This is a genomic window from Acidovorax sp. GW821-FHT09B03 (assembly GCF_059418305.1).
Genome location: NZ_JBWKPP010000005.1, coordinates 227291 through 247696 on the forward strand (window position 1 = coordinate 227291; position 20406 = coordinate 247696).

A 20406-nucleotide genomic window follows, 5' to 3' on the forward strand; every position below is an offset into this window, starting at 1 on the left:
CTGCCTTCTTGGCAGGAGCGGCCTTCTTGGCTGGTGCTGCTGCCTTCTTGGCAGGAGCGGCCTTCTTGGCTGCTGGCTTTGCAGCTACAGCCTTCTTCGCGGGAGCTGCCTTCTTTGCAGCGGGTTTTTTCGCAGTTGCCATCATGTTCTCCTTGAGTCAATTTGCAAAGAGCACTTCGTGTCTACAGTGGACATGAAGCGATCCATGGAGATGGGGCGTACCCCATCTCCATGAACACGGGAACGCCCTGCACGGCAACGCGCTTGGGCGTTGTCCGTGCAGGGCGTGGTGTGGGGATCCATGGCGTGCGTGCACCTGCGAGGCTAGTCCCAGGACAAGGCGCCACCCGACTGGTACTCGATGACGCGCGTCTCGAAGAAGTTGCGCTCCTTCTTCAGGTCGATCATCTCGCTCATCCAGGGGAATGGATTTTCTTCGTTGGGGAACAGCGTCTCCAGGCCGATCTGGGTGGCGCGGCGGTTCGCGATGTAGCGCAGATAGCCCTTGAACATCGATGCGTTCATGCCCAGCACGCCACGTGGCATGGTGTCTTCGGCGTAGCGGTACTCGAGCTCCACGGCCTTCATGAACAAAGCCTTGATTTCGGCCTTGAACTCTGCGGTCCACAGGTGCGGGTTCTCCAGCTTGAGCTGGTTGATCAGGTCGATGCCGAAATTGCAGTGCATGGACTCGTCGCGCAGGATGTACTGGTACTGCTCGGCCGCGCCGGTCATCTTGTTCTGGCGGCCCAGCGCCAGGATCTGCGTGAAGCCCACGTAGAAGAACAGGCCTTCCATCAGGCAGGCGAAGACGATCAGCGACTTGAGCAGCGTCTGGTCGGTCTCGAAGGTGCCGGTGTGGAAGTTGGGGTCCATGATCGCCTCGATGAAGGGGATCAGGAACTGGTCCTTGTCGCGGATCGAGGGCACTTCCAGGTAGGCGTTGAAGATCTCGCCTTCATCGAGGCCCAGCGACTCCACGATGTACTGGTAGGCATGCGTGTGGATCGCTTCCTCGAAGGCCTGGCGCAGCAGGAACTGGCGGCACTCGGGCGCGGTGATGTGGCGGTAGGTGCCCAGCACGATGTTGTTGGCGGCCAGCGAGTCGGCGGTCACGAAGAAGCCGAGGTTGCGCTTGATGATGCGGCGCTCGTCATCGGTCAGGCCGTTGGGGTCCTTCCACAACGCGATGTCGCGCGTCATGTTCACTTCCTGTGGCATCCAGTGGTTGGCGCAGGTGGCGAGATACTTTTCCCAGGCCCACTTGTACTTGAACGGCACCAGTTGGTTGACGTCGGTCTGGCCGTTGATGATGCGCTTGTCGGCAGCGTTCACGCGGCGGTGCGCGGGTGCTGCGGCAGGGGCCGCTTGCGGTGCTGCGGATGCAGTCATCGACGCATGCACTTCCTGAAGAGAGGGGGTCTGGAAAGACAAAGGCGACTGTTCCGCCGGGTGGCTTTTGTTCAGTCCACCGTCCAGTTGATTTTGCGATGAGGGCTTGACTTCTTCGTCCCAGGACAACATAGATTTTCCAGTGTTCGGATTATGAAAGCAGTGCTGCAAAAAGGAAAGCACCGCAGCGTTGTGCAGCAACGTTTTGTTGCTTCACAGCACCGAAGCGGCGTGCATGGGTCCTCATGCGCGCCGCTTCATGGGGCCTTACTGGCAGGCCTCGCAGGTTGGATCATCGATCGCGCAGAACTTGATGTCGGTGGCAGGCAGTGCCGCAGCCTGTGCGGCAGCCGCCGCTGCGGCCACTTCCATCGCACTGGGCTTGGCAGGTGCTGCCTGTGCCGCGCCGGCATCGCTGCCCGACGACACGGAGTTGAGCTGGCGCGTGTTCACGGTGCTCATCTCCACGTGCGTGGCGCTCTGCGTGCGCAGGTAGTAGGTGGTCTTCAGGCCGCGCAGCCAGGCCAGCTTGTAGGTGTCGTCGAGCTTCTTGCCCGATGCGCCGGCCATGTAGATGTTCAGGCTCTGCGCCTGGTCGATCCACTTCTGGCGGCGCGATGCGGCTTCCACCAGCCACTGCGAGTCGACTTCGAAGGCGGTCGAGTACAGGGCCTTGATGTCCTGCGGCACGCGGTCGATGGGGTGCAGCGAACCCTTGAAGTGCTTGAGGTCCATGATCATCACGTCGTCCCACAGGCCCAGGCGCTTGAGGTCGCGCACCAGGCCGCCGTTGATCACGGTGAACTCGCCCGAGAGGTTGGACTTGACCGACAGGTTGCCGAACGAGGGCTCGATCGATGCGTCCACGCCGATGATGTTGGAGATGGTCGCGGTGGGGGCGATGGCGACGCAGTTGGAGTTGCGCATGCCGTCCTGGGCGATCTTCTTGCGCAGCGCATCCCAGTCCAGCGTGGCCGAGCGGTCCACCTCGACATAGCCGCCGCGTGCCGTGGCCAGCATGTCCAGCGTATCCAGGGGCAGGATGCCCTGGTCCCACAGCGAACCCTTGTAGCTCGTGTACTGGCCACGTTCCTTGGCCAGCTCGGTCGAGGCCCAGTAGGCGTAGTAGCAGATGGCTTCCATCGACTTGTCGGCGAACTCCACGGCCGCTTGCGAAGCGTAGGGAATGCGCAGTTCGTACAGGCTGTCCTGGAAAGCCATCAGGCCCAGGCCCACGGGGCGGTGGCGCAGGTTGGAGTCACGCGCCTTGTTGACCGCGTAGTAGTTGATGTCGATCACGTTGTCCAGCATGCGCATGGCAACGGTGATGGTCTTGCGCAGCTTGGCGTGGTCGATCTGGCCGTCCTTCAAGTGCTGCAGCAGGTTCACGGAACCCAGGTTGCAGACCGCGGTCTCGGTGTCGCTGGTGTTCAGCGTGATCTCGGTGCACAGATTGGATGAGTGCACCACGCCGGCGTGCTGCTGGGGCGAGCGCACATTGCAGGCATCCTTGAAGGTGATCCAGGGATGGCCGGTCTCGAACAGCATGGTCAGCATCTTGCGCCACATGTCGGTGGCCTGCACCGTCTTGGAGGGCTTGATCTCGCCGCGTGCAGCCCGTGCTTCATAGGCCACGTAAGCCTTCTCGAAGGCGGTGCCGAACAGGTCGTGCAGGTCGGGCACGTCGGAGGGCGAGAACAGGGTCCAGGTGCCCTTTTCCATCACGCGGCGCATGAACAGGTCGGGGATCCAGTTGGCCGTGTTCATGTCGTGCGTGCGGCGGCGGTCATCGCCGGTGTTCTTGCGCAGCTCCAGGAACTCCTCGATATCCAGGTGCCAGGTTTCCAGGTAGGTGCAGACAGCGCCCTTGCGCTTGCCGCCCTGGTTCACGGCCACGGCCGTGTCGTTGACCACCTTGAGGAAGGGCACCACGCCCTGCGATTCGCCGTTCGTGCCCTTGATGTGCGAGCCCAGAGCACGCACGCGGGTCCAGTCGTTGCCCAGGCCGCCGGCGAACTTGGACAGCAGCGCGTTTTCCTTGATGGAGTCGTAGATGCCTTCGAGGTGGTCGGGCACGGTGGTCAGGTAGCACGAGGACAGCTGCGAACGCAGCGTGCCGCTGTTGAACAGCGTGGGCGTGCTGGACATGAAGTCGAAGCTCGAGAGGATCTCGTAGAACTCGATGGCACGGGCTTCACGGTCGGCTTCGTTGAGCGACAGACCCATGGCCACGCGCATGAAGAAGCACTGGGGCAGCTCGATGCGGGTCTTGCGCACGTGCAGGAAGTAGCGGTCGTACAGGGTCTGCAGGCCCAGGTAGTCGAACTGCAGGTCGCGGTCGGCATTGAGGGCGGCGCCCAGGCGGGCCAGGTCGAACGTCAGCAGGCGCGGGTCCAGCAGCTCGTTGTCCACGCCCTTCTGAATGAACTGCGGGAAGTACTCCACGTAGCTCTGGCCCATTTCGGCCTGGGTGACCTCGCGGCCCAGCACTTCGCGCACGATGGTGTGCAGCAGCAGGCGTGCGGTGGCGTAGGTGTAGTCGGGGTCCTTTTCGATCAGCGTGCGGGCTGCCAGGATGGAGGCCTTGTAGACCTCGTCCATGGGGACGCCGTCGTACAGGTTGCGCATGGTCTCGGCCACGATGGGCTGGGCCGACACGTCGGCGCCCAGGTTCACGCAGGCCGACTCGATCAGGCCCCGCAGGCGCACCAGGTCCAGCACCACGCGCTTGTCGCCGTCCAGCACGTGCAGTGCCGGGGCGGGAGCGGCCTGGGCTTCCTGTTCGATATGGCGGGCACGCTCCTGGGTGCGGCTTTCGCGGTACAGCACGTAGGCGCGGGCCACTTCGTGGTGGCCACCGCGCATCAGCACCAGTTCCACCTGGTCCTGCACGTCTTCAATATGGAAGGTGCCGCCGCCAGGGCGCGAGCGCGCCAGGGCGCGGGCGACGTTCTGGGTCAGCGTGTCCACCACTTCGCGCACGCTGGCCGACGCGGCACCCTGGGTGCCGTGCACTGCCAGAAACGCCTTCATCATCGCCACGGCAATCTTCTGCGGCTCGAACGGGACCACGGCGCCATTGCGGCGGATGATCTGGTAGTGGGCGAACGTGGGGTTCGTGCCCTCCGGTGCAGAAGCCGCCTCGGGTGCATCCGTGGATGCGGGGCGGGTGGTGGACGAAGGCGTGTTCAAAGCAGCTTGCATGGATGTCCTCTTTTTGGGTGCTGTCTGGGATGTGCGGGCGGCTTTCGGTGCCGCCGGGGAGAGAAGCGATGCGCCAGCTTCTCGTCTGGCGCACACTATATATGGTGTGTCTGTCGCGTTCAATACGCTACCTGTAGTGTACCGCCGCTGGCGACCCCAAATTCCGAAACAGCATGTGTCACCAGGGATAAAGCGCCTGCACGGACCTGCTGCGAACCCGCCATGCGCGCGATGGATGCCTGAAAAAACCGTGCAACCGCGCGCCATGCGGCGGGGTTTTGCGCGGCAGGCCGCGTGCGCACTGGCGCCGTGGATTTGTGCATTCGCACAAAAAAATATTTGCGGGTGTGGCGTCCCGGCACCGCCCTTGGGGGGCAAGGCGCCATGCCCGGCGGATCAATCGCCGATGGCGCTCGCCGGCCGGGTTTCGGGAGGAAAGCGCTCCGCCGGCCAGGCCAGGGACTGCTGCACGGCGGCCCAGTCGAAACCCGCGCCGGGATCGTGCTTGCGCCCTGGGGCAATGTGCTCGTGGCCGGCCAGGTGGGCGATCGGATAGCGCAGCGCGATGTCGCGGCACAGCCGGGCCAGGGTGGCGTACTGGGCGGCCTCGAAGCGCTCGCCCTCAAGGCCTTCGAGCTCGATGCCGATGGAATCGTCGTTGCATTGCGCGCGGCCGCGGTAGGCTGAGGGCCCGGCATGCCAGGCGCGCTGGTCGCAGTCCACGAACTGCCAGAGCACCCCGGTGCGCTCGATGAAGAAGTGCGCGGACACCGTGAGGCCGCGGATGCCCTGGTAATAGGGGTGCGCATCCCAGTCGAGCGTGTTGGTGAACAGCTGGCGCACGGCCGGGCCCCCGTACTCGCCCGGAGGCAGGCTGATGGAGTGCACCACGATCAGGTCGATCTGTGCCGCTGGCGGGCGCGGGCCGTAGTTGGGCGAGGGGTGGCGCACGGCCGACCGGTGCCAGCCCTGCTCCCAGGCGGAGCCGCCGGCACCGGCTGCGTCAGCCAGCGTCGTCATGGGCGTCCTGGTCATTGGGTACGGCGATGTTCAGGCGCGCGATGCGGTAGCGGATCTGGCGCAGGCTGATGCCCAGGCGCGCCGCCGTGGCCGTGCGGTTGAACCCCGCCTCGCGCAGTGCGCGCACCAGGATGTCGCGCTCCTGCTGGTCCAGCCAAGCCTGCAGGTCGCTGGGCAGGGGCGTGCTGGCGCCCGGCATCGCCGGGCTGGCGGCCAAGCCGGCGGTGGGGAGGGCCGGGGCACCGTCGGCATCGCGCGCGTCCGGCGCGGCCAATGGTGCGAAGGCCGCGGCATCCGGCGGCAGCATGTGCTCAGCGCGGTCGGGGGCTGCGCTGCCCGCCGGGGGTGCCACGCCGTCCACGTGCAGCTCGTCCCCTTCGCTCAGCGCCACGGCGCGGTGCAGCAGGTTCTCGAGCTCGCGCACGTTGCCGGTCAGCGGGTGGGCGGCAATGGCCTGGATCGCGTGCTCGGTGAGGGCCGGCACGGGCATGCCCGAGTCCTGCGCGATGCGCGCGAGCAGGGCCCGGCACAGGGCCGGCAGGTCCTCGCGCCGCTCGCGCAGCGGCGGGATCACGACCTCGATCACATTCAGGCGGTAGTACAGGTCCTGGCGGAAGCGGCCGCTCTGCACGTCGGCCGCCAGGTCGCGGTGCGTGGCGCTCACGATGCGCACGTCCACCGTCTCCTCCTGCGTGGAGCCCAGGGCGCGCACGCTGCGCTCCTGGATGGCGCGCAGCAGCTTCGATTGCATGGCCAGCGGCAGGTCGCCGATCTCGTCGAGGAACAAGGTGCCCCCGCGCGCAGCCTGGAAGTAGCCGTCCCGGTCCTGGCTGGCGCCGGTGTAGGAGCCCTTGCGCGCGCCGAAGAACTCGGCCTCGAGCAGGTTCTCGGGAATGGCGCCGCAGTTCACGGCCACCCAGGGGCCATCGGCGCGCTGGCTGCTGGCGTGCAGTGCCTGGGCGACGAGCTCCTTGCCGGTGCCCGACTCGCCGTGGATCAGCACCGGCGCCATGCCGCGTGCGACCTTGGCCACGCGCTGCTTGACATTGCGCATGGCGGCCGACTCGCCGACCAGCCGGTCCAGCGCCGAGGACGAGGCCTGGGCATCGACCGTACCGCTACCGCCACCTGCGCGCCCGCCCGGGGTGCGCGAGGCGCGCGGCGCGGGCACGCCCCCCGTGCCCTGGATGGCCGAGGCCACGACCGAGCGGAACTGCTTCAAGTCCACTGGCTTGGTCAGGTAGTCGAAGGCGCCCGAGCGCAGGGCTTCCACGGCGTTCTCGGCCGAGCCATAGGCCGTCATGACCACGCAGCGCTCCTTGCGCTGCTGGTCGCGCAGGTCCTGCAGCAGCTCCATGCCGAAGCCGTCGGGCAGGCGCATGTCGGTGATCACGGCGTCGAAGCGGTGGGCCTTGAGCTGCTCGCGCGCCTCCTGCACGCTGGCGGCCGTTTCCACGCGGTAGCCTTCGCGCAGCAGCGTGAGTTCGTAGAGCGTGCGCAGATCGGGCTCGTCGTCCACGACAAGGATGGAAGCAGCAGGGGCGTTCATGGGGGCAGAAGAAAAAGGCTTTCAGACCACGATGGTGTCGAACAGGGAGGCCGGCTCGGAAGGGCGGGTAGTGCGCCGAAAGCCTACCGTAAATGCATTGCCGCCGGTTTCGCCACGCTGGGTCAGGCGCACGACCCGCTGGTAGCCGATCGAGGCGCCATGGCGCTGGCACAGCTCGCGGCAGATGTACAGGCCCAGGCCGCTGGAGCGGCTTTCGGACGAGAAGAAGGGCTCGAACAGGTGGCGTTCCACGGACTTGTCCATGGGCGCCCCATCGCTCCAGACCTGCAGGCTGATCTGGCCGGTGATGCTGGTGCGCGTGGTGATGCACAGCGAGTCCAGTTCGGGGCCCCGGTAGCGCAGGGCATTGTCAAGCAGGTTCACCAGCACGCGGCGCAGGTGCTCGGGGTCGAACTCCACATGCGCATCGCCCGCACCCAGGGCCACCAGCCCGCGGCGCTGTGCCGGGTCCTGGCCTTGCCAGTCGTTCCAGACCTGGGACACGGCTGCGTCCAGTTGCAGGGTGGAGGCGGGCGAATGGCTGATCTGGTGCTGCACGCGGGCGATGTCCAGCACCTCCTCGGCAATGCGTGCCAGGCGTTCCGCGTTCTGCTGCACCATGTGCGCCAGGCGCTTCTGGCCGGGGTCCGTGAGGTCCTCCTCCAGCAGCGCATTGGCCTGGACGATGGCCGCCAGGGGGTTCCTGATCTCGTGCGCCACGGCGGCCGACATGCGGCCCATCGCGGCCAGCTTCTCGGTGCGCAGACGCGCCTGCATCTCGCGCAGGTCGTGCAGGAACATCACGCACAACCGCTCGCTGCCGGCCTCGCGCGCCAGGGTGCGCGAGGAGGTCAGCCAGGTGCGCACATGCAGCCCGGTGGGGCTTTCGCCGGGGTGCAGCAGGTCCGCATCGGCGGTCTGGGGCATCTCCTGGCGGAAGGTGCGGCGCGCCAGCTTCACCAGGGGATCCCAGGCGGCGGCATGCGTTAGCGAAAAGGGCAGCGGCGGCAGCGGCGGCTGGCCAAGCAATTGCAGGGCCGCGGGGTTGGCCGTGCGCACGGTGTCGTTTTCGTCCACCACGAGCACGCCGTCCGTGAGGTTCTGGATCACCAGGGCACTCACCTGCGTCTGCACACGCGCCGTCATCTGGCTTTGCAGGGCCACTTCCTGCTCGCGCGCCAGGCGCGTGGCGAGCTGGTGCACCAGGTAGGAGACGATGAAGTAGCCCGTGCCCGTGAGGGCGCTTTGCAGGTAGCGCTGCGGGTCGTCGACCCCTGCGCGCGAGCCCAGCCAGGCCAGGCCCAGCAGCATCAGGGTCACGCCCGCCGTGGTGCCCAGCGCCAGCGTCAGGGTGCCCAGCACGGCCGCCATGAGGATCGGCAGGCCAAACAGCGGGGTGTAGTTCAGGGCGCCCGAGTGCAGCAGCTGCAGGGCGCAGACCACGGCCAGGTCGACGCCGATGGACGGCAGCCAGTGCATGCCCGTGCCCGGTGGTGGCGGCCGGTGGCGTGCCAGGATGCGCATCAGGATGGTGGCGACCAGGTAGGCCATGGTGACCGCCAGCGTGGCCGGGTCCAGCGTCTGGTTGACCGCCTGGCCCAGGGTCTGCAGCAGGACCAGGGCGATGGCGACCATCACCCGGGCGGTCAGGAAGCCCTTCCACAGGCGCAGGAAAGGCGCGTCCACCGTCACCAGCAGGTTGCTGGCCGGCGGCGGGCTATCGGCCATGGGCGTCGTCGGTTCAGGGCTTGCCAAGGCGCAGGTGCTCCAGGCTGCAGTAGGTGCTCTCCCCCTGGATCTGGGCCTCGGCACGCGGCACGTGCACGCCGCAGTGCGCGCAGGCCACCATGTCCTGGGGCAGCGCCGGGGGGCGGGCCTTGCCGGGCTGGGCTTCCTTGGGCGCGGCGCGGTTGCTGCGCCAGATGCCGATGGCCACCACCAGCACCACCAGCAGAACGAGGTACTTCATGCGCTGCGGCCCAGGATGACTTCGAGCACGAAGCGCGAGCCTACATAGGCCAGCAGCAGCAGGCCCGCGCCCGCATAGAGCACGCCCACCGCGGTGCGGCCGCGCCAGCCGAAGCGCGCGCGGCCCAGCAGCAGCGTGGCAAACGTGATCCAGGCCATCAGCGAGAAGATCGCCTTGTGGTCCCAGCGCCAGGCACGGCCATAGAGGGCGTCGCCGAACAGCCAGCCGGCCAGCAGCGTGGCGGTGAGCAGCACGAAGCCGGCCGTCACGAAGCGGAAGGTCAGGCGCTCCAGGGTGAGCAGCGGAATGCCGCTGTGCGGGTCTTCTGCCTGGCGGATGTGGCGCTCGGCGCGTGTCATCAGCCAGGCATGCACCACGGCGGCGCCGAACAATCCATAGCAGGCAATGCCCAGCGCCAGGTGCAGCGGCAGCCAGGCCGAGGCCGACACATGCAGCGGCTGGCCCGGAAACACCATCGCCAGCACGATGGCCAGGGCACCCAGCACCGCCAGGACCCAGCGCGCCTGCATCTGCGGAAACAGCTGCTTTTCCACCGCGTACACCGTGAGCACCAGCCAGGCCGTCATCGACAGGGCCGGCGCAAAGCCGAAGCGTGGCGCCTCGTTCCACAGCCCCAGCACCAGCGTGGCCCCGTGCAGCAACCATGCCAGCAGCAGGGCGTTGCGCATGCCGGCCGCCCCCAGGCGCGACGCCGCGGCAGCGGGCATGGCATAGGCGGCCGCTGCGGCAAGCGCGAGCAGCCAGCCCAGGGGAGAAGCACTGGGTAAAATCATGGGCACAGTTTAGTTGCCTTTCGCTTCACCGCCAGCGCCCTGGCGGGCCCACCCGTGCCAATCGCCCGTGGGCAACACCGGAACAATCCCTATGGCCTCCGCCCTTACCGACAAACTCACGCGCCTCGTCAAGGAGATGCGTGGCCAGGCCCGCATCACCGAATCCAACGTGCAGGACATGCTGCGCGAGGTGCGCATGGCCCTGCTCGAAGCCGACGTGGCCCTGCCCGTCGTGCGGGATTTCATTGCCCGCGTCAAGGAAAAGGCCCTGGGCCAGGAAGTGCTGGGCTCACTCAAGCCGGGCCAGACCCTGGTCTCCATCGTCAACCGCGAACTCGCCGCCACCATGGGCGAGGGCATTTCCGACATCAACCTGGCGGCCCAGCCACCGGCCGTGATCCTGATGGCCGGCCTGCAGGGCGCCGGCAAGACGACCACCACGGCCAAGCTGGCCAAGCACCTGATCGAAAAGCGCAAGAAGAAGGTGCTCACCGTCTCGGGCGACGTGTACCGCCCCGCCGCCATCGAGCAGCTCAAGACCGTGACGAAGCAGGCCGGTGCAGAGTGGTTCCCGAGCACGCCCGAGCAGAAGCCGCTCGAGATCGGCCTGGCCGCGCTCGACTACGCCAAGAAGCACTACTTCGACGTGCTGCTGGTCGACACGGCCGGCCGCCTGGCCATCGACGAAGTGCTGATGAAGGAAATCAAGGACCTGCACGCCGCGCTGAACCCGGTCGAGACCCTGTTCGTGGTCGATGCCATGCAGGGCCAGGACGCGATCAACACGGCCAGGGCCTTCAAGGAAGCGCTGCCGCTCACCGGCATCGTGCTGACCAAGCTCGACGGCGACTCGCGTGGCGGTGCCGCGCTGTCGGTGCGCCAGATCACGGGCGCGCCGATCAAGTTCGCTGGTGTCTCCGAAAAGCTCGACGGCCTGGAGGTCTTCGACGCCGAGCGCCATGCGGGCCGCATCCTGGGCATGGGCGACATCGTGGCCCTGGTGGAGCAGGTCACGGCCGGTGTGGACATCGAGGCCGCTCAGAAGCTGGCCGCCAAGGTCAAGAGCGGTGACGGCTTCGACCTCAACGACTTTTTGTCGCAGCTGCAGCAGATGAAGCAGATGGGCGGCCTGTCGAGCCTCATGGACAAGCTGCCGGCCCAGTTCACCGCCAAGGCCGGCGCCGTGGACATGGACAAGGCCGAGAAGGACATCAAGCGCAAGGAAGGCATCATCCAGAGCATGACGCCGCTGGAGCGCCGCAAGCCCGAGCTGATCAAGGCCACGCGCAAGAAGCGCATCGCGGGTGGTGCCGGCGTGCATGTCCAGGAGGTCAACCGCCTGCTCAAGGAGTTCGAGCAGATGCAGGACATGATGAAGAAGATGAAGGGCGGCGGCCTGATGAAGATGATGAAGAAGATGGGCGGGATGAAGGGCCTGGGCGGCGGCGGCATGCCCAAGATGCCGTTCTGACCCCGGTCTCCGGTCATCCACAGCCCTGATGAGCGCCGGCTCCTCAGGGCTTTTTCATGGGCGGTGGCGGCAGCGGCCAGGGCAGCCAGTGCCAGGGATGGTCGCGGTTGGCCACCCATTGCGCCACCTCTTCCTCGGTGAAGGCCACCCCCAGGCTGTCGGCGCGCGAATGGGCCACCCATTGATGGCGGCCGCGTGCGCAGGCGCTGCCGAAATCCTGCCAGCTGTGGAAGCAGTCGGCCGCGCGCTGCGCGTTGTGGTGCAGGATCTGCCACTGCGTGGCCTCGTCCAGCCAGCCCAGCAGGGCGGCGGTGCGCGTCGCGAAGGCCACGCGCGCGCAGGCCAGGGCCATCGCGTCGCGCGGGACATCGTCGGGGCGCAGGGCGTCCAGGCCCATGCGGAACCAGCGCTCGCGCAGCTGCGCGGGCAGGGCGGCGCGGACCTGGTCATCGGCCATGTCGCTGCGCAGGCCCAGCAGGTGCAGCAGGGCCGGGCGCAGGGACTGCTGCAGCGAATCGGCCAGGCGCGGCATGCGCGCATCGGCGAAGCCGCCCTGGATGCGCGCGAAGGCCATGGGATCGGCCAGGGCCAGGGTCCAGCTCCAGTGCGCGTCCAGCACATACTGGCGGCGCAGGCGCGGCCGCCCGTACCAGCGCAGGAACGGCCCCAGCACCCACAGCAGCAGCCGCCAGGCCAGCCAGCCCACGAGGCAGAAGCCCAGCGCGATGAGCAGCCAGGCGATCATGGCGGGAGCTCCGTGGCCTGCGTGCCGCCGGCATCCAGTGCCGCCGCCACCGAGGCCGCCAGCGGCAGGCCCTGCAGCAGCGCGGGGTCGCGCGCCGCCACCAGCCACTGCACCAGCGGCGAGGGGGCGGGCAGCTCGCGCACCAGTGCGGGCCGGGCCTGCACCAGGCGCAGCTGGTCCTGCTCGTGCACCACGTCGCGCACGGCGCACCAGCCCTGGGCCGTGCGCACGATGCCCATCTGCAGCGCGTCGGGGGGCGCGTCCTCGCAGGTGGTCAACTGGTTGAGCAAGGCCAGCACCTCGCCCTGGTAGCGCTCGATGGGCGGGCGGTTCTGCTTGCCCTTGATCTGGTCGATGGCCAGGCGGCCATCCTCGCGCACATGGGCGCTGATCGTGATGTGTGGCACGTGGTTGGCCGTGCGGTAGGAAAACAGGCGCATGCGCCCCTCCTCGCAGGCCTTGGCGTAGTGCTCGCCGTAGCCGCCGGCCAGGCTGCGCCGGCTCGCGAACTGGCCCAGGCAGTGGCGCATCATCTGGCTCTCGTAGGCCATCTCCGCGCGCAGGTGCTCGCTGTCCGGCCGGAACTCGATGAAATGGCCCTGCTCGCCCTGCCAGGCCAGCGCCACGGCCTCGCTCAGGTGTTCGCGCCAGCCGGCAGCGGCCTTGGCTTCGTAGGCCGCATGTTCCTCTGCCCACAGGGCCAGCGCCTGCGGGGCCGTCACGCGCTGCAGCTTGCCCTGCAGCGCCGTGCCTTCGCGCGACAGCAGGAACTCCACGAGCCGGGCCTCGAGCGCCAGGACCGCGTCGGCCTCGGGGTCGAGCCACCACAGCGGAATGTCCGGCAGCTGTGCATGGCGCGCAGAGGCGTCGCCCAGCCGGGCCAGCGCCCAGGGCGGCACGGGCGCCGGCTTGAGCAGCGCCTGTGCCTGCTCGCGCTGCGTGACGGCCTGCAGCACCGGTGCCGGGGCCTGCAGGTTGCCCACCAGGTGCCGATAGAAGTGGTTGGCCAGCCAGGCGCGCACCTCCTCGGGGTCGCCACGCTCCCGGCTGCGGCGCCCGATGGCGCTCTGGATGGCCGGCGCGTTGACCACGTCGCGCGCGCCGTAGGTGCCGCGTGCGGCGGCGCCAGGCGCCATTACCAGAGTTTCCACCAGGGCTTGCCGGCGCCCATGGCCTTCTTGCAGCTGGCGATGTCGTCGCGCGCGTAGCCGGCCTGCTCGGCGTCGCTCTCGTTGTTCGGGCGCACCATCCTGAGCGACTCCTGGTAAAGCGCCATGGCCTGTTCGTAGTGCTTGGTGTTCTCGTACACGTTGCCGGCAAGGCGCCGCACTCCGGGTAGCGTATTGGCTTGCACGCGCGGCATCACGCGTTCCAGCCGCGCCAGTGCGTCTGCCGGCTGCGACCACGCCAGGTTGCGCAGCATGACCAGCAGGGCGCCGAGGTAGTCGTCCTCGTTCGCGGCCTGGTCATCGCCGTCCAGGCCGTTCCACCATTCGTCCAGGCGCTGCAGCCAGATGTCGATCTCGTTGTCGCGGTCCAGTTCGTAGAGCGCGCGGCACACGCGCTTGAAGTAGTCCGTGGGATCGTGGCGCCCGTAGCCAAAGTCCAGCGCGTAGTGCCACAGCTGGTCGGCCGCCGCGATGAGCTCGGCCTTGCGCTCCGATGCCGAGTAGCAGGACACCAGGCCGTTGTGGTGCTCTGCAAAGGGGCTGGTGGCCAGGCCCTTGTGGTGCAGTTCGATGGCCTTGTCGTACTCCTTGAGGTTCCAGCGGTAGTAGATGGCCAGGTTGTTGCACAGCATGGAGTAGACATGCACGTCGCCATCGCGGAACCAGCCTTCGCCCGTGGCGAAGAAGGCCTCGAAATGCACCACGGCCGCCTCGTAGTAGCGCGCCTTGAGGGTGTCGATGTCCTGCTCGGGCCAGTCCTCGTCGCCGCTGGCGCCGCAGGCCTGCTGCAGGTTGAAGTCCAGCCACACGCCGATGTTGTAGCACCAGCCTGCGGCGGGCGAGGCCGCAAACGGCTGTTGCAGCGCCCTGGTGACGCCATGCACCTTGATCCGGCTGACCCACAGCGCCTGCAGCAGGTCGGGCGCGGCCATGGCGGGCTCGCGCACGGCCGTCTCCAGCAGCGGCAGGGCGCGCGCATGCTCACCGGCGGCGAACAGGCGCAGTCCGTCCAGGCAGGCGAGCGCCGGATGCTCTGGCGCGGCGCGGCGCACCTGCGCGAGGTGGTGATCGATGAAGGCGGCGGGGTCTTCCGGGTCTTCCACCCACCCGGCGTCGTTCATGGCGGCGCTGGCCAGTGCCAGGTGCCAGCCGGGGTGGGGCGTGGCGCCCCGGGCCAGGTGCGCCTTCATCTGCGCAAGCGCCACCGTGCAGGCATGCTGCGTCGAGCCGGGGCGCTGGCTGCTGGCGCTCTCGAAGGCCAGCTCTGCCGCGTCGTCCAGCCGGCCGGCTTCGATCAGCAGGTCCAGCACGAAGATGCTGAAGTCGTCCTGCGGGTCATTGGTCAGGCCGAAGCGGCCCTGCCTGGCCTTGACCAGGGCTTCGTCGAGTCGGCCCTGGCGCTGCAGGGCCCGGGCCTGCAGGCGGGCGCGGCGCACCGAGACATCGCGCTGCAGCGGTCGCGTGAGGTCGGCGGGCATGCGCGCCGGTATCTGCTGCACGATGGTCTCGATGCTGGTCGGGTCCAGGGCCACGAATTGCTCGCCCAGCTTCAGCCAGTCCTCGTGGTCCACGTCCTGCCCGAGGGCGGCGTTGCGCAGCTGGTCCATGGCCTGCTGCACCAACTGCCGCGCCTGCGCCGCGTTGCCCTCGGCGGCGGCCACTTCGGCCAGGCGCGTGGCTTTTACCGCCTCGTCCCAGGCGCGGTAGGCAGAGCGCCCGGGCTGCACCACCTGCAGTGCATAGCGGGCTTCGGCGCAGCGGCGCCAGACGCCATAGTCCTGGCTGCGCTCGGCCTGGCCTGCCAGGTGCTCCCAGGCCCGGTCGGACTGCTGGTCCAGCGGCGGCTGGGCCAGCAGGCGCGCCATGGCGTCGAGCGCCTGGCGCAGCAGCGCGGCTTGCTCGGGCAGGGCGCGCAAGGCCTGGGTGCGGGCGAAGCCAGCGTGCACCTGCGCGTCGTGGCGCTCGGAGGCAGGCAGCTCATTCACCAGGGCGGCGGCATGGGTGTCGATGGCCTGCAGGGCCTGCGCCGGCTGGCCGGCCTGCATCCACAGTTCATGCACGCGGTGCAGCACGTCCAGCGATCCGGGCTGCAGCGGCTGCAGGCCCAGCATGTCGGCCAGGGCCTGCATGCGCCGTGCATGGGCGGCTTCCTCACTCTCGCCCTGGCCGTCCGCTGCGCTGTCCTCTTCGCTGGCCTCGAACAAGGCCTCGGCTTCGTCCAGGTAGGCGTCCAGCAAGGGGCCGGACAGCGGGGTGGCGTGCAGGGTTGGAGCGGTGGCAGTCAGCATGGTGTGCAGCGAAAAGAGGAAGAAGGAGAAAGCCGGGCGGTGTACCCGGCGTGCGGGCGTGCGGGCGCTTATGGCGCCTGCAGCCAGTCCTTGAGCGGCTGGTCGGCCCAGGCCTTGGCTTCGTCGCCCACGAAGACCAGGGGCTTGGAGGCCGGCAGCTTGCGGCGCTTTTCCTGCGCGGCGATGGATTTCTGGGCTTCGCCCATCCAGTCGGTGACCGACAGCTTCTCGGCCCCGGCCTGGCCGAACAGGGCTTCGGCGAACGGTGTGTGGTTGCCCGTGTACTGGCACTTGAACGAGGTGCCGCGCGCATCGGTCGCGGTCAGCACCACGCGGTTCGGGGCCTTGAGCGGCTCGATGAAGGCACCGCTGTAGCAGGCGGACAGCACCACCAGCGTGGGCACCTTGGCCAGGGGGGTCAGGGCGTCGTTGAGGATCTTGGGCGTGATGGGTTGCTGGTTCTTGCCACCCGCGTTGACGCTGAGCAGGCCGGGGTTGGCATGGGTGGAGATGAACAGCAGCACGCGGTCACGCGGGCGCGCCACCTCGGCCGTCTTGGCCATCACCAGCGCGAAGTTCTCGGCCGTGGCCTGCGGCCAGTCGGCGCTCTGGTCCTTGGCCGGGTTGGCCAGCCGCAGCATCAGGGCATTGGGGTCGATCTCGCTGACCAGCTTTTCGGCCAGCTGCACGTCGTTGCGGAAGGCCTTGGACTGCGAGTGCATCGCAAAGCCGGCAAAGATGATGCGGCCTGGCGGCTCTGCCGGCGGTGCGGGTTCGGGGGCGGCCTGGGGCGCGGGGGGCGGGGTTTCGGCTACCTGCGCGGGGGGCGCGGCGCAGCCTGCGGCGGCGAGGGCCAGTGCCAGTGCACTGGCGTGGAAGAAGCGCCGCTTGGCGGCGCAGGGAGCGAGGAGCGATGGCATCGAGGGCAGGTCCACAGGAAAGCAACAACAATCGGCAGAACCCGCCACCTTGTGCGCGGTGGGTTCCGAGGCGTGCGTATCGTAAGGGAGTGCCGTGGCCTGTCCAGCGCCTGTTTGGGTGACTGGTCAAGCCGCTGGTTCCGTTGTCATTCACGGCCAGCCAGCATCAGGTGCTATCGAATGGGTAGCGGACAAGAAAAAAGCCGGTGCATGCACCGGCTTCGTGTTTGTGTGGCATTTGTCACACTTTGATCATGCCGCCCTGAGGGCCGGCCGTGCCAGGCGGCTGGCATGCAGCCAGGCGCGGCGCAGCACCGGTGGCGACCACGACTCTTCGGGGATCAGCAGCAGGCGCTGCGCACGCATCGCCTTGCCCAGCGCGATCTGGCTGGTCAGCACCGCCAGCGGAATGGCCAGCGCCAGCGGCAGGCCCACGGGCATGAGCCACAGCAGCGCGCTGCCGTCGACAAAGGCCACGCCCAGGGCCAGCAGGGCGATCACGGCGGTCATGGGCGCGAGCTGGCGCGTGGCCTGGCCCCAGGGCACGGCATTGGCTTCGCGCGGGGGCGACTTCCACTGCAGCTCCAGACCGGTAATGGCCAGCAGCACGAACAGCGAGTGGGCCAGCATGCGCACGGGCGCCTGCAGGATGGCCAGCACGCTCTCGACCACGGCGCTCTTGACCAGGCTCCAGCCGCCGCCGTACTGCGCCTGCTCGCGGCGCATGAAGACCGCGGTCACGCCCAGGATGCGCGGCAGGAACAGCATGGACACCGTCCAGCCCCACAGGCCCAGCAGCTCGGCCGGCAGGATGTGCCAGTTGGCCACCACCGGCGCGCCCGACAACCACAGGGCCGTGCCCAGCGTCAGGAAAGCCAGCCACAGCGGGGCCGAGAGGTAGGCCATGGCGCCGGTCACGAACATCGAGCGGTGCACCGCATGGATGCCGGGCTCGGCCATCAGGCGGGCGTTCTGCAGGTTGCCCTGGCACCAGCGGCGGTCGCGCTGCAGCTCGGCCAGCAGGTCCGGCGGCTGCTGCTCGTAGCTGCCGACCAGGTCGGATACCAGCCACACATGGTAGCCGGCGCGGCGCATCAGCGCGGCCTCGACGAAGTCGTGCGACATGATGCCGCCCGACATGCCGCCCTTGCCCGCGATGGGCGCCAGCGCGCAGTGCTGCATGAACGGCTCCATGCGGATGATGGCGTTGTGGCCCCAGTAGTGCGACTCGCCCAACTGCCAGTACTGCATGCCCAGGGTGAACAGGCGGCCGGTGACGCGCGAGGCGAACTGCTGTGCGCGCGCGTGCAGCGTGACATGGCCAATGGCCTGCGTGGCGGTCTGGACGATGCCGGCGCTGGGGTTGGCTTCCATCAGCTTGGCCATGGAGACGATGCAGTCGCCGCTCATCACGCTGTCGGCATCGAGCACCACCATGTAGCGGTAGTCCTTGCCCCAGCGGCGGCAGAAGTCGGCCACGTTGCCGGCCTTGCGGTGGCTGCGGCGCGTGCGCAGGCGGTAGTACACCTGCACCTGGGGCTGCTGGGCATGCTCGGCCAGCGCGCTGCGCAGGTCTTCCCAGGCAGCGCGCTCGGCCTTGGCAATCGCGGGGTCGTAGCTGTCAGACAACACGAACACGTCGAAGGTCGTGCCGTGGCCCGTGGCCGCCACCGACTCGCAGGTGGCGCGCAGGCCGGCGAACACGGTCGCCACGTCCTCGTTGCAGATCGGCATGATGATGGCCGTGCGCGCATCGGGCGAGAGCGTGTGCGATGCCACGCTTTTCGCCGACAGCGCGTGGCGGTCGCCGCGCAGCATGACCCAGAAGCCCATCATGCCGGTCATGAAGCCGGTGACCACCCAGGCCGAGAGCAGCGCGAACAGCGCCATCTGGCCATAGCCGAGCCAGGCGTTGTCGTAGTCGGGCTGGACGCCGGCGAATAGGGTTGTGGCCAGCGTGGTGCTCAGCGCCGTGAGCAACGCGAAGGTCCAGCGGCGGCGCTGGGCAGCACCCTGCCATGCCTCGTGTTGCAGGCCGGCCGGGGTGGCCGGTGCGGCGCTGCCGGGGCGGCCGGTCAGGCGCAGCAGCAAGGCGGTGCCGATGCTGTTCCAGAAACCGCGCCAGGGCAGGGGCACCATGGAGCCGCGGTTGAGCGGCGGCGCGGTCATGGAGTTGGGGTGGCGCTCCTCGCGCAGCGTGCTGCGCTGCGTGCGATGGGCACCACGGTCTTCAGAGGCGAGGGGCTCTGACGGGCTTACTCGGGAAGAATGATGTGCGTCCATGTTTCGCTCACAGCGTTGTTGTCGTGTTGAAGGAAGGCGCGCAGCTCGATCGGGCGATCGGCCTGCTGGCGCTGTACGCGCACGGTCATGCGCCACTGCCCGGTGGCAGGGTTGCGGTAGGCCGCGTTTTCGAGAACCTTGCCGTTGGCGTCGGCGGTGACGACGGCCTTCACGGCGGCATCGGTCGGCAGGGCCGCCAGCGCCGGGCCGGTGAAATCGACCACGTACTGCACCTGCTGGCGCAGCTCCTGGGCGCTTTGCTTGGAAAAGCCCATGCCGCGGCGCGACTGCGTGACCCAGCTGCCCGGCGGGCGCTGCTGCTCGTCGCCCTGCCAGCCGAGCTCGTACAAGAACTCCAGCGGCGTGCCGGGGGCGGGCATCTTGGCCGGTACCCAGTAGGCGACGATGTTGTCGTGCGTTTCGTCGGGCGTGTTGTTCTGAACCAGCTCCACGCGGCCCGGGCCCCAGTCGTGCAGCGGGCGCACCCAGGCGCTGGGGCGGCGCTCGTAGCGGGCTTCGACGTCCTCGTAGCTGGCCCATTGGCGGTCGCGCTGCATCAGGCCGAAGCCCTTGGGGTTGGTGGTGGTGAACGAAGTCACCAGCGTGCTGCCCGGGTTCTGCAGCGGGCGCCACAGCCATTCACCTTCGCCCGTGGCGACCATCAGGCCGTCCGAGTCGTGCACCTCGGGGCGGAAGTCCTGCTTGCGTGGCTGGTTCTCGCCAAAGAAGAACATGCTGGTCAGCGGCGCCACACCCAGCGTGCCGATGGGCTTGGCGGCATTGCCGCGCACGAAGACCCGCGCGCGCACCGTGGTCAGCGTCTGCGGCCCGGGCGTGATGTCGAAGCGGTAGGCCCCGGTGGCACGGGGCGAGTCGAGCAGTGCGAACACGGTGACCTGCTTGCCCTGGGCGTCGGGCTTGGCCAGCCAGAAGTCGGTGAAGCGCGGGAACTCCTCGCCGCTGCCGCCCACCGTGTCGATGGCTAGGCCGCGGGCGGACAGGCCGTACTGCTGGCCCGCGCCCAGCGCGCGGAAGTAGCTCGCGCCCTGGAACACGGCCAGTTCGTCCTTGTACTCGGGCGCGTTGAGGTGGTTGTGCAGGCGAAAGCCCGCAAAGCCCAGGTCGCCCCAGGCCTGGGGCTGCACCGTGTTCTTGCCGTAGTCGAAGTCGGCGCGGCTGTAGGGGATGTCGCGCGTGCCGGTGGGCGTCACCTCGTGGATGCGCACCGGCTGTGTCTGGTACAGGCCCAGGTGGAAGAACATGGCCTCGAAGGGCAGTTTCTCGGCGCGCCACAAGGCGCGCTCGGGCTTGTAGCGGATGTCGCGCACCTGGTCGTAGTTGAGCTGGGCCAGGTCGGCAGGCAGCTTGTCGCTGGCAGCAACGAACGGCTTGTCGGCGCGCTCGCGTGCCAGCTTCGTCAGGCTCTCGAAATCGAACGCCTGGGCCTGCGCCACGCTGGCCGCCAGCAAGGCTGACAACCCCAGCGCGGCCGCAGCACTGCGGCGCAAGGGGCGTGAAAGGGAAGGAAAGACAGCATCCATGCCGGCATATAGGGCAAACCCTGTGCCAGCTTGAAAAAACGCTTGTGTATCAACGGCTTAG

14 protein-coding genes are annotated in these 20406 nt (G+C 68.3%); 1 reads left to right on the forward strand and 13 read right to left on the reverse strand.

Annotated features, from left to right (window positions below; all coding sequences use genetic code 11):
• Nucleotides 1-324: 324 nt before the first annotated feature.
• The 7 genes from AC07PA_RS12035 to AC07PA_RS12065 all read right to left on the reverse strand — a co-directional run bounded on the left by AC07PA_RS12035 (nt 325) and on the right by AC07PA_RS12065 (nt 9928).
• Complete coding sequence (locus AC07PA_RS12035; protein ID WP_007859331.1) at nt 325-1524, reverse strand: ribonucleotide-diphosphate reductase subunit beta; 1200 nt, start codon at nt 1522-1524, stop codon at nt 325-327.
• Between the two features lie 135 nt (nt 1525-1659).
• Nucleotides 1660-4596, reverse strand: coding sequence for a ribonucleoside-diphosphate reductase subunit alpha (locus AC07PA_RS12040; RefSeq protein WP_494605611.1), 2937 nt, complete (start codon nt 4594-4596; stop codon nt 1660-1662).
• A 396-nt stretch (nt 4597-4992) separates the two neighbouring features.
• Nucleotides 4993-5616, reverse strand: a complete 624-nt coding sequence (gene ampD / locus AC07PA_RS12045; protein WP_494605613.1) for a 1,6-anhydro-N-acetylmuramyl-L-alanine amidase AmpD — start codon at nt 5614-5616, stop codon at nt 4993-4995.
• Nucleotides 5600-7165, reverse strand: coding sequence for a sigma-54-dependent transcriptional regulator (locus AC07PA_RS12050; protein WP_494605615.1), 1566 nt, complete (start codon nt 7163-7165; stop codon nt 5600-5602). Before AC07PA_RS12050 ends, ampD begins: the two co-directional genes overlap by 17 nt.
• A gap of 21 nt (nt 7166-7186) precedes the next feature.
• Entirely contained in the window at nt 7187-8893 is a 1707-nt protein-coding gene (locus AC07PA_RS12055) for a sensor histidine kinase (RefSeq protein ID WP_494605617.1), read from the reverse strand.
• A gap of 13 nt (nt 8894-8906) precedes the next feature.
• Entirely contained in the window at nt 8907-9134 is a 228-nt protein-coding gene (locus AC07PA_RS12060; RefSeq protein ID WP_145695783.1) for a PP0621 family protein, read from the reverse strand.
• Complete coding sequence (locus AC07PA_RS12065) at nt 9131-9928, reverse strand: cytochrome C assembly family protein (protein ID WP_007859325.1); 798 nt, start codon at nt 9926-9928, stop codon at nt 9131-9133. Before AC07PA_RS12065 ends, AC07PA_RS12060 begins: the two co-directional genes overlap by 4 nt.
• A 91-nt stretch (nt 9929-10019) precedes the next feature.
• Here AC07PA_RS12065 and ffh point away from each other — a divergent pair, with 91 nt between their 5' ends.
• Complete coding sequence (ffh, locus tag AC07PA_RS12070; RefSeq protein WP_494605620.1) at nt 10020-11399, forward strand: signal recognition particle protein; 1380 nt, start codon at nt 10020-10022, stop codon at nt 11397-11399.
• 43 nt (nt 11400-11442) lie between these two features.
• Here ffh and AC07PA_RS12075 read toward each other — a convergent pair whose 3' ends face one another.
• From AC07PA_RS12075 to AC07PA_RS12100, 6 genes are all read right to left on the reverse strand, one after another.
• Nucleotides 11443-12144: a DUF1266 domain-containing protein gene (locus AC07PA_RS12075; protein WP_494605622.1), complete on the reverse strand. Its 702-nt coding sequence runs from the start codon at nt 12142-12144 to the stop codon at nt 11443-11445.
• Nucleotides 12141-13280 (reverse strand): hypothetical protein, encoded by a 1140-nt coding sequence (locus tag AC07PA_RS12080; protein WP_494605624.1) that lies wholly within the window; start codon nt 13278-13280, stop codon nt 12141-12143. Before AC07PA_RS12080 ends, AC07PA_RS12075 begins: the two co-directional genes overlap by 4 nt.
• On the reverse strand, nt 13280-15601 hold the full coding sequence (locus AC07PA_RS12085) for a hypothetical protein (protein ID WP_494605627.1): 2322 nt from the start codon (nt 15599-15601) through the stop codon (nt 13280-13282). Before AC07PA_RS12085 ends, AC07PA_RS12080 begins: the two co-directional genes overlap by 1 nt.
• A 68-nt stretch (nt 15602-15669) precedes the next feature.
• Nucleotides 15670-16521 (reverse strand): C13 family peptidase, encoded by an 852-nt coding sequence (locus AC07PA_RS12090; RefSeq protein WP_494605629.1) that lies wholly within the window; start codon nt 16519-16521, stop codon nt 15670-15672.
• A 252-nt stretch (nt 16522-16773) separates the two neighbouring features.
• A complete protein-coding gene (mdoH, locus tag AC07PA_RS12095) occupies nt 16774-18804 on the reverse strand; it encodes a glucans biosynthesis glucosyltransferase MdoH (RefSeq protein WP_494605631.1) in 2031 nt (676 codons plus the stop codon).
• Nucleotides 18777-20345 (reverse strand): glucan biosynthesis protein G, encoded by a 1569-nt coding sequence (locus AC07PA_RS12100; protein ID WP_494605633.1) that lies wholly within the window; start codon nt 20343-20345, stop codon nt 18777-18779. The genes mdoH and AC07PA_RS12100 overlap by 28 nt, the downstream gene beginning before the upstream one ends.
• Between the last annotated feature and the right edge of the window lie 61 nt (nt 20346-20406).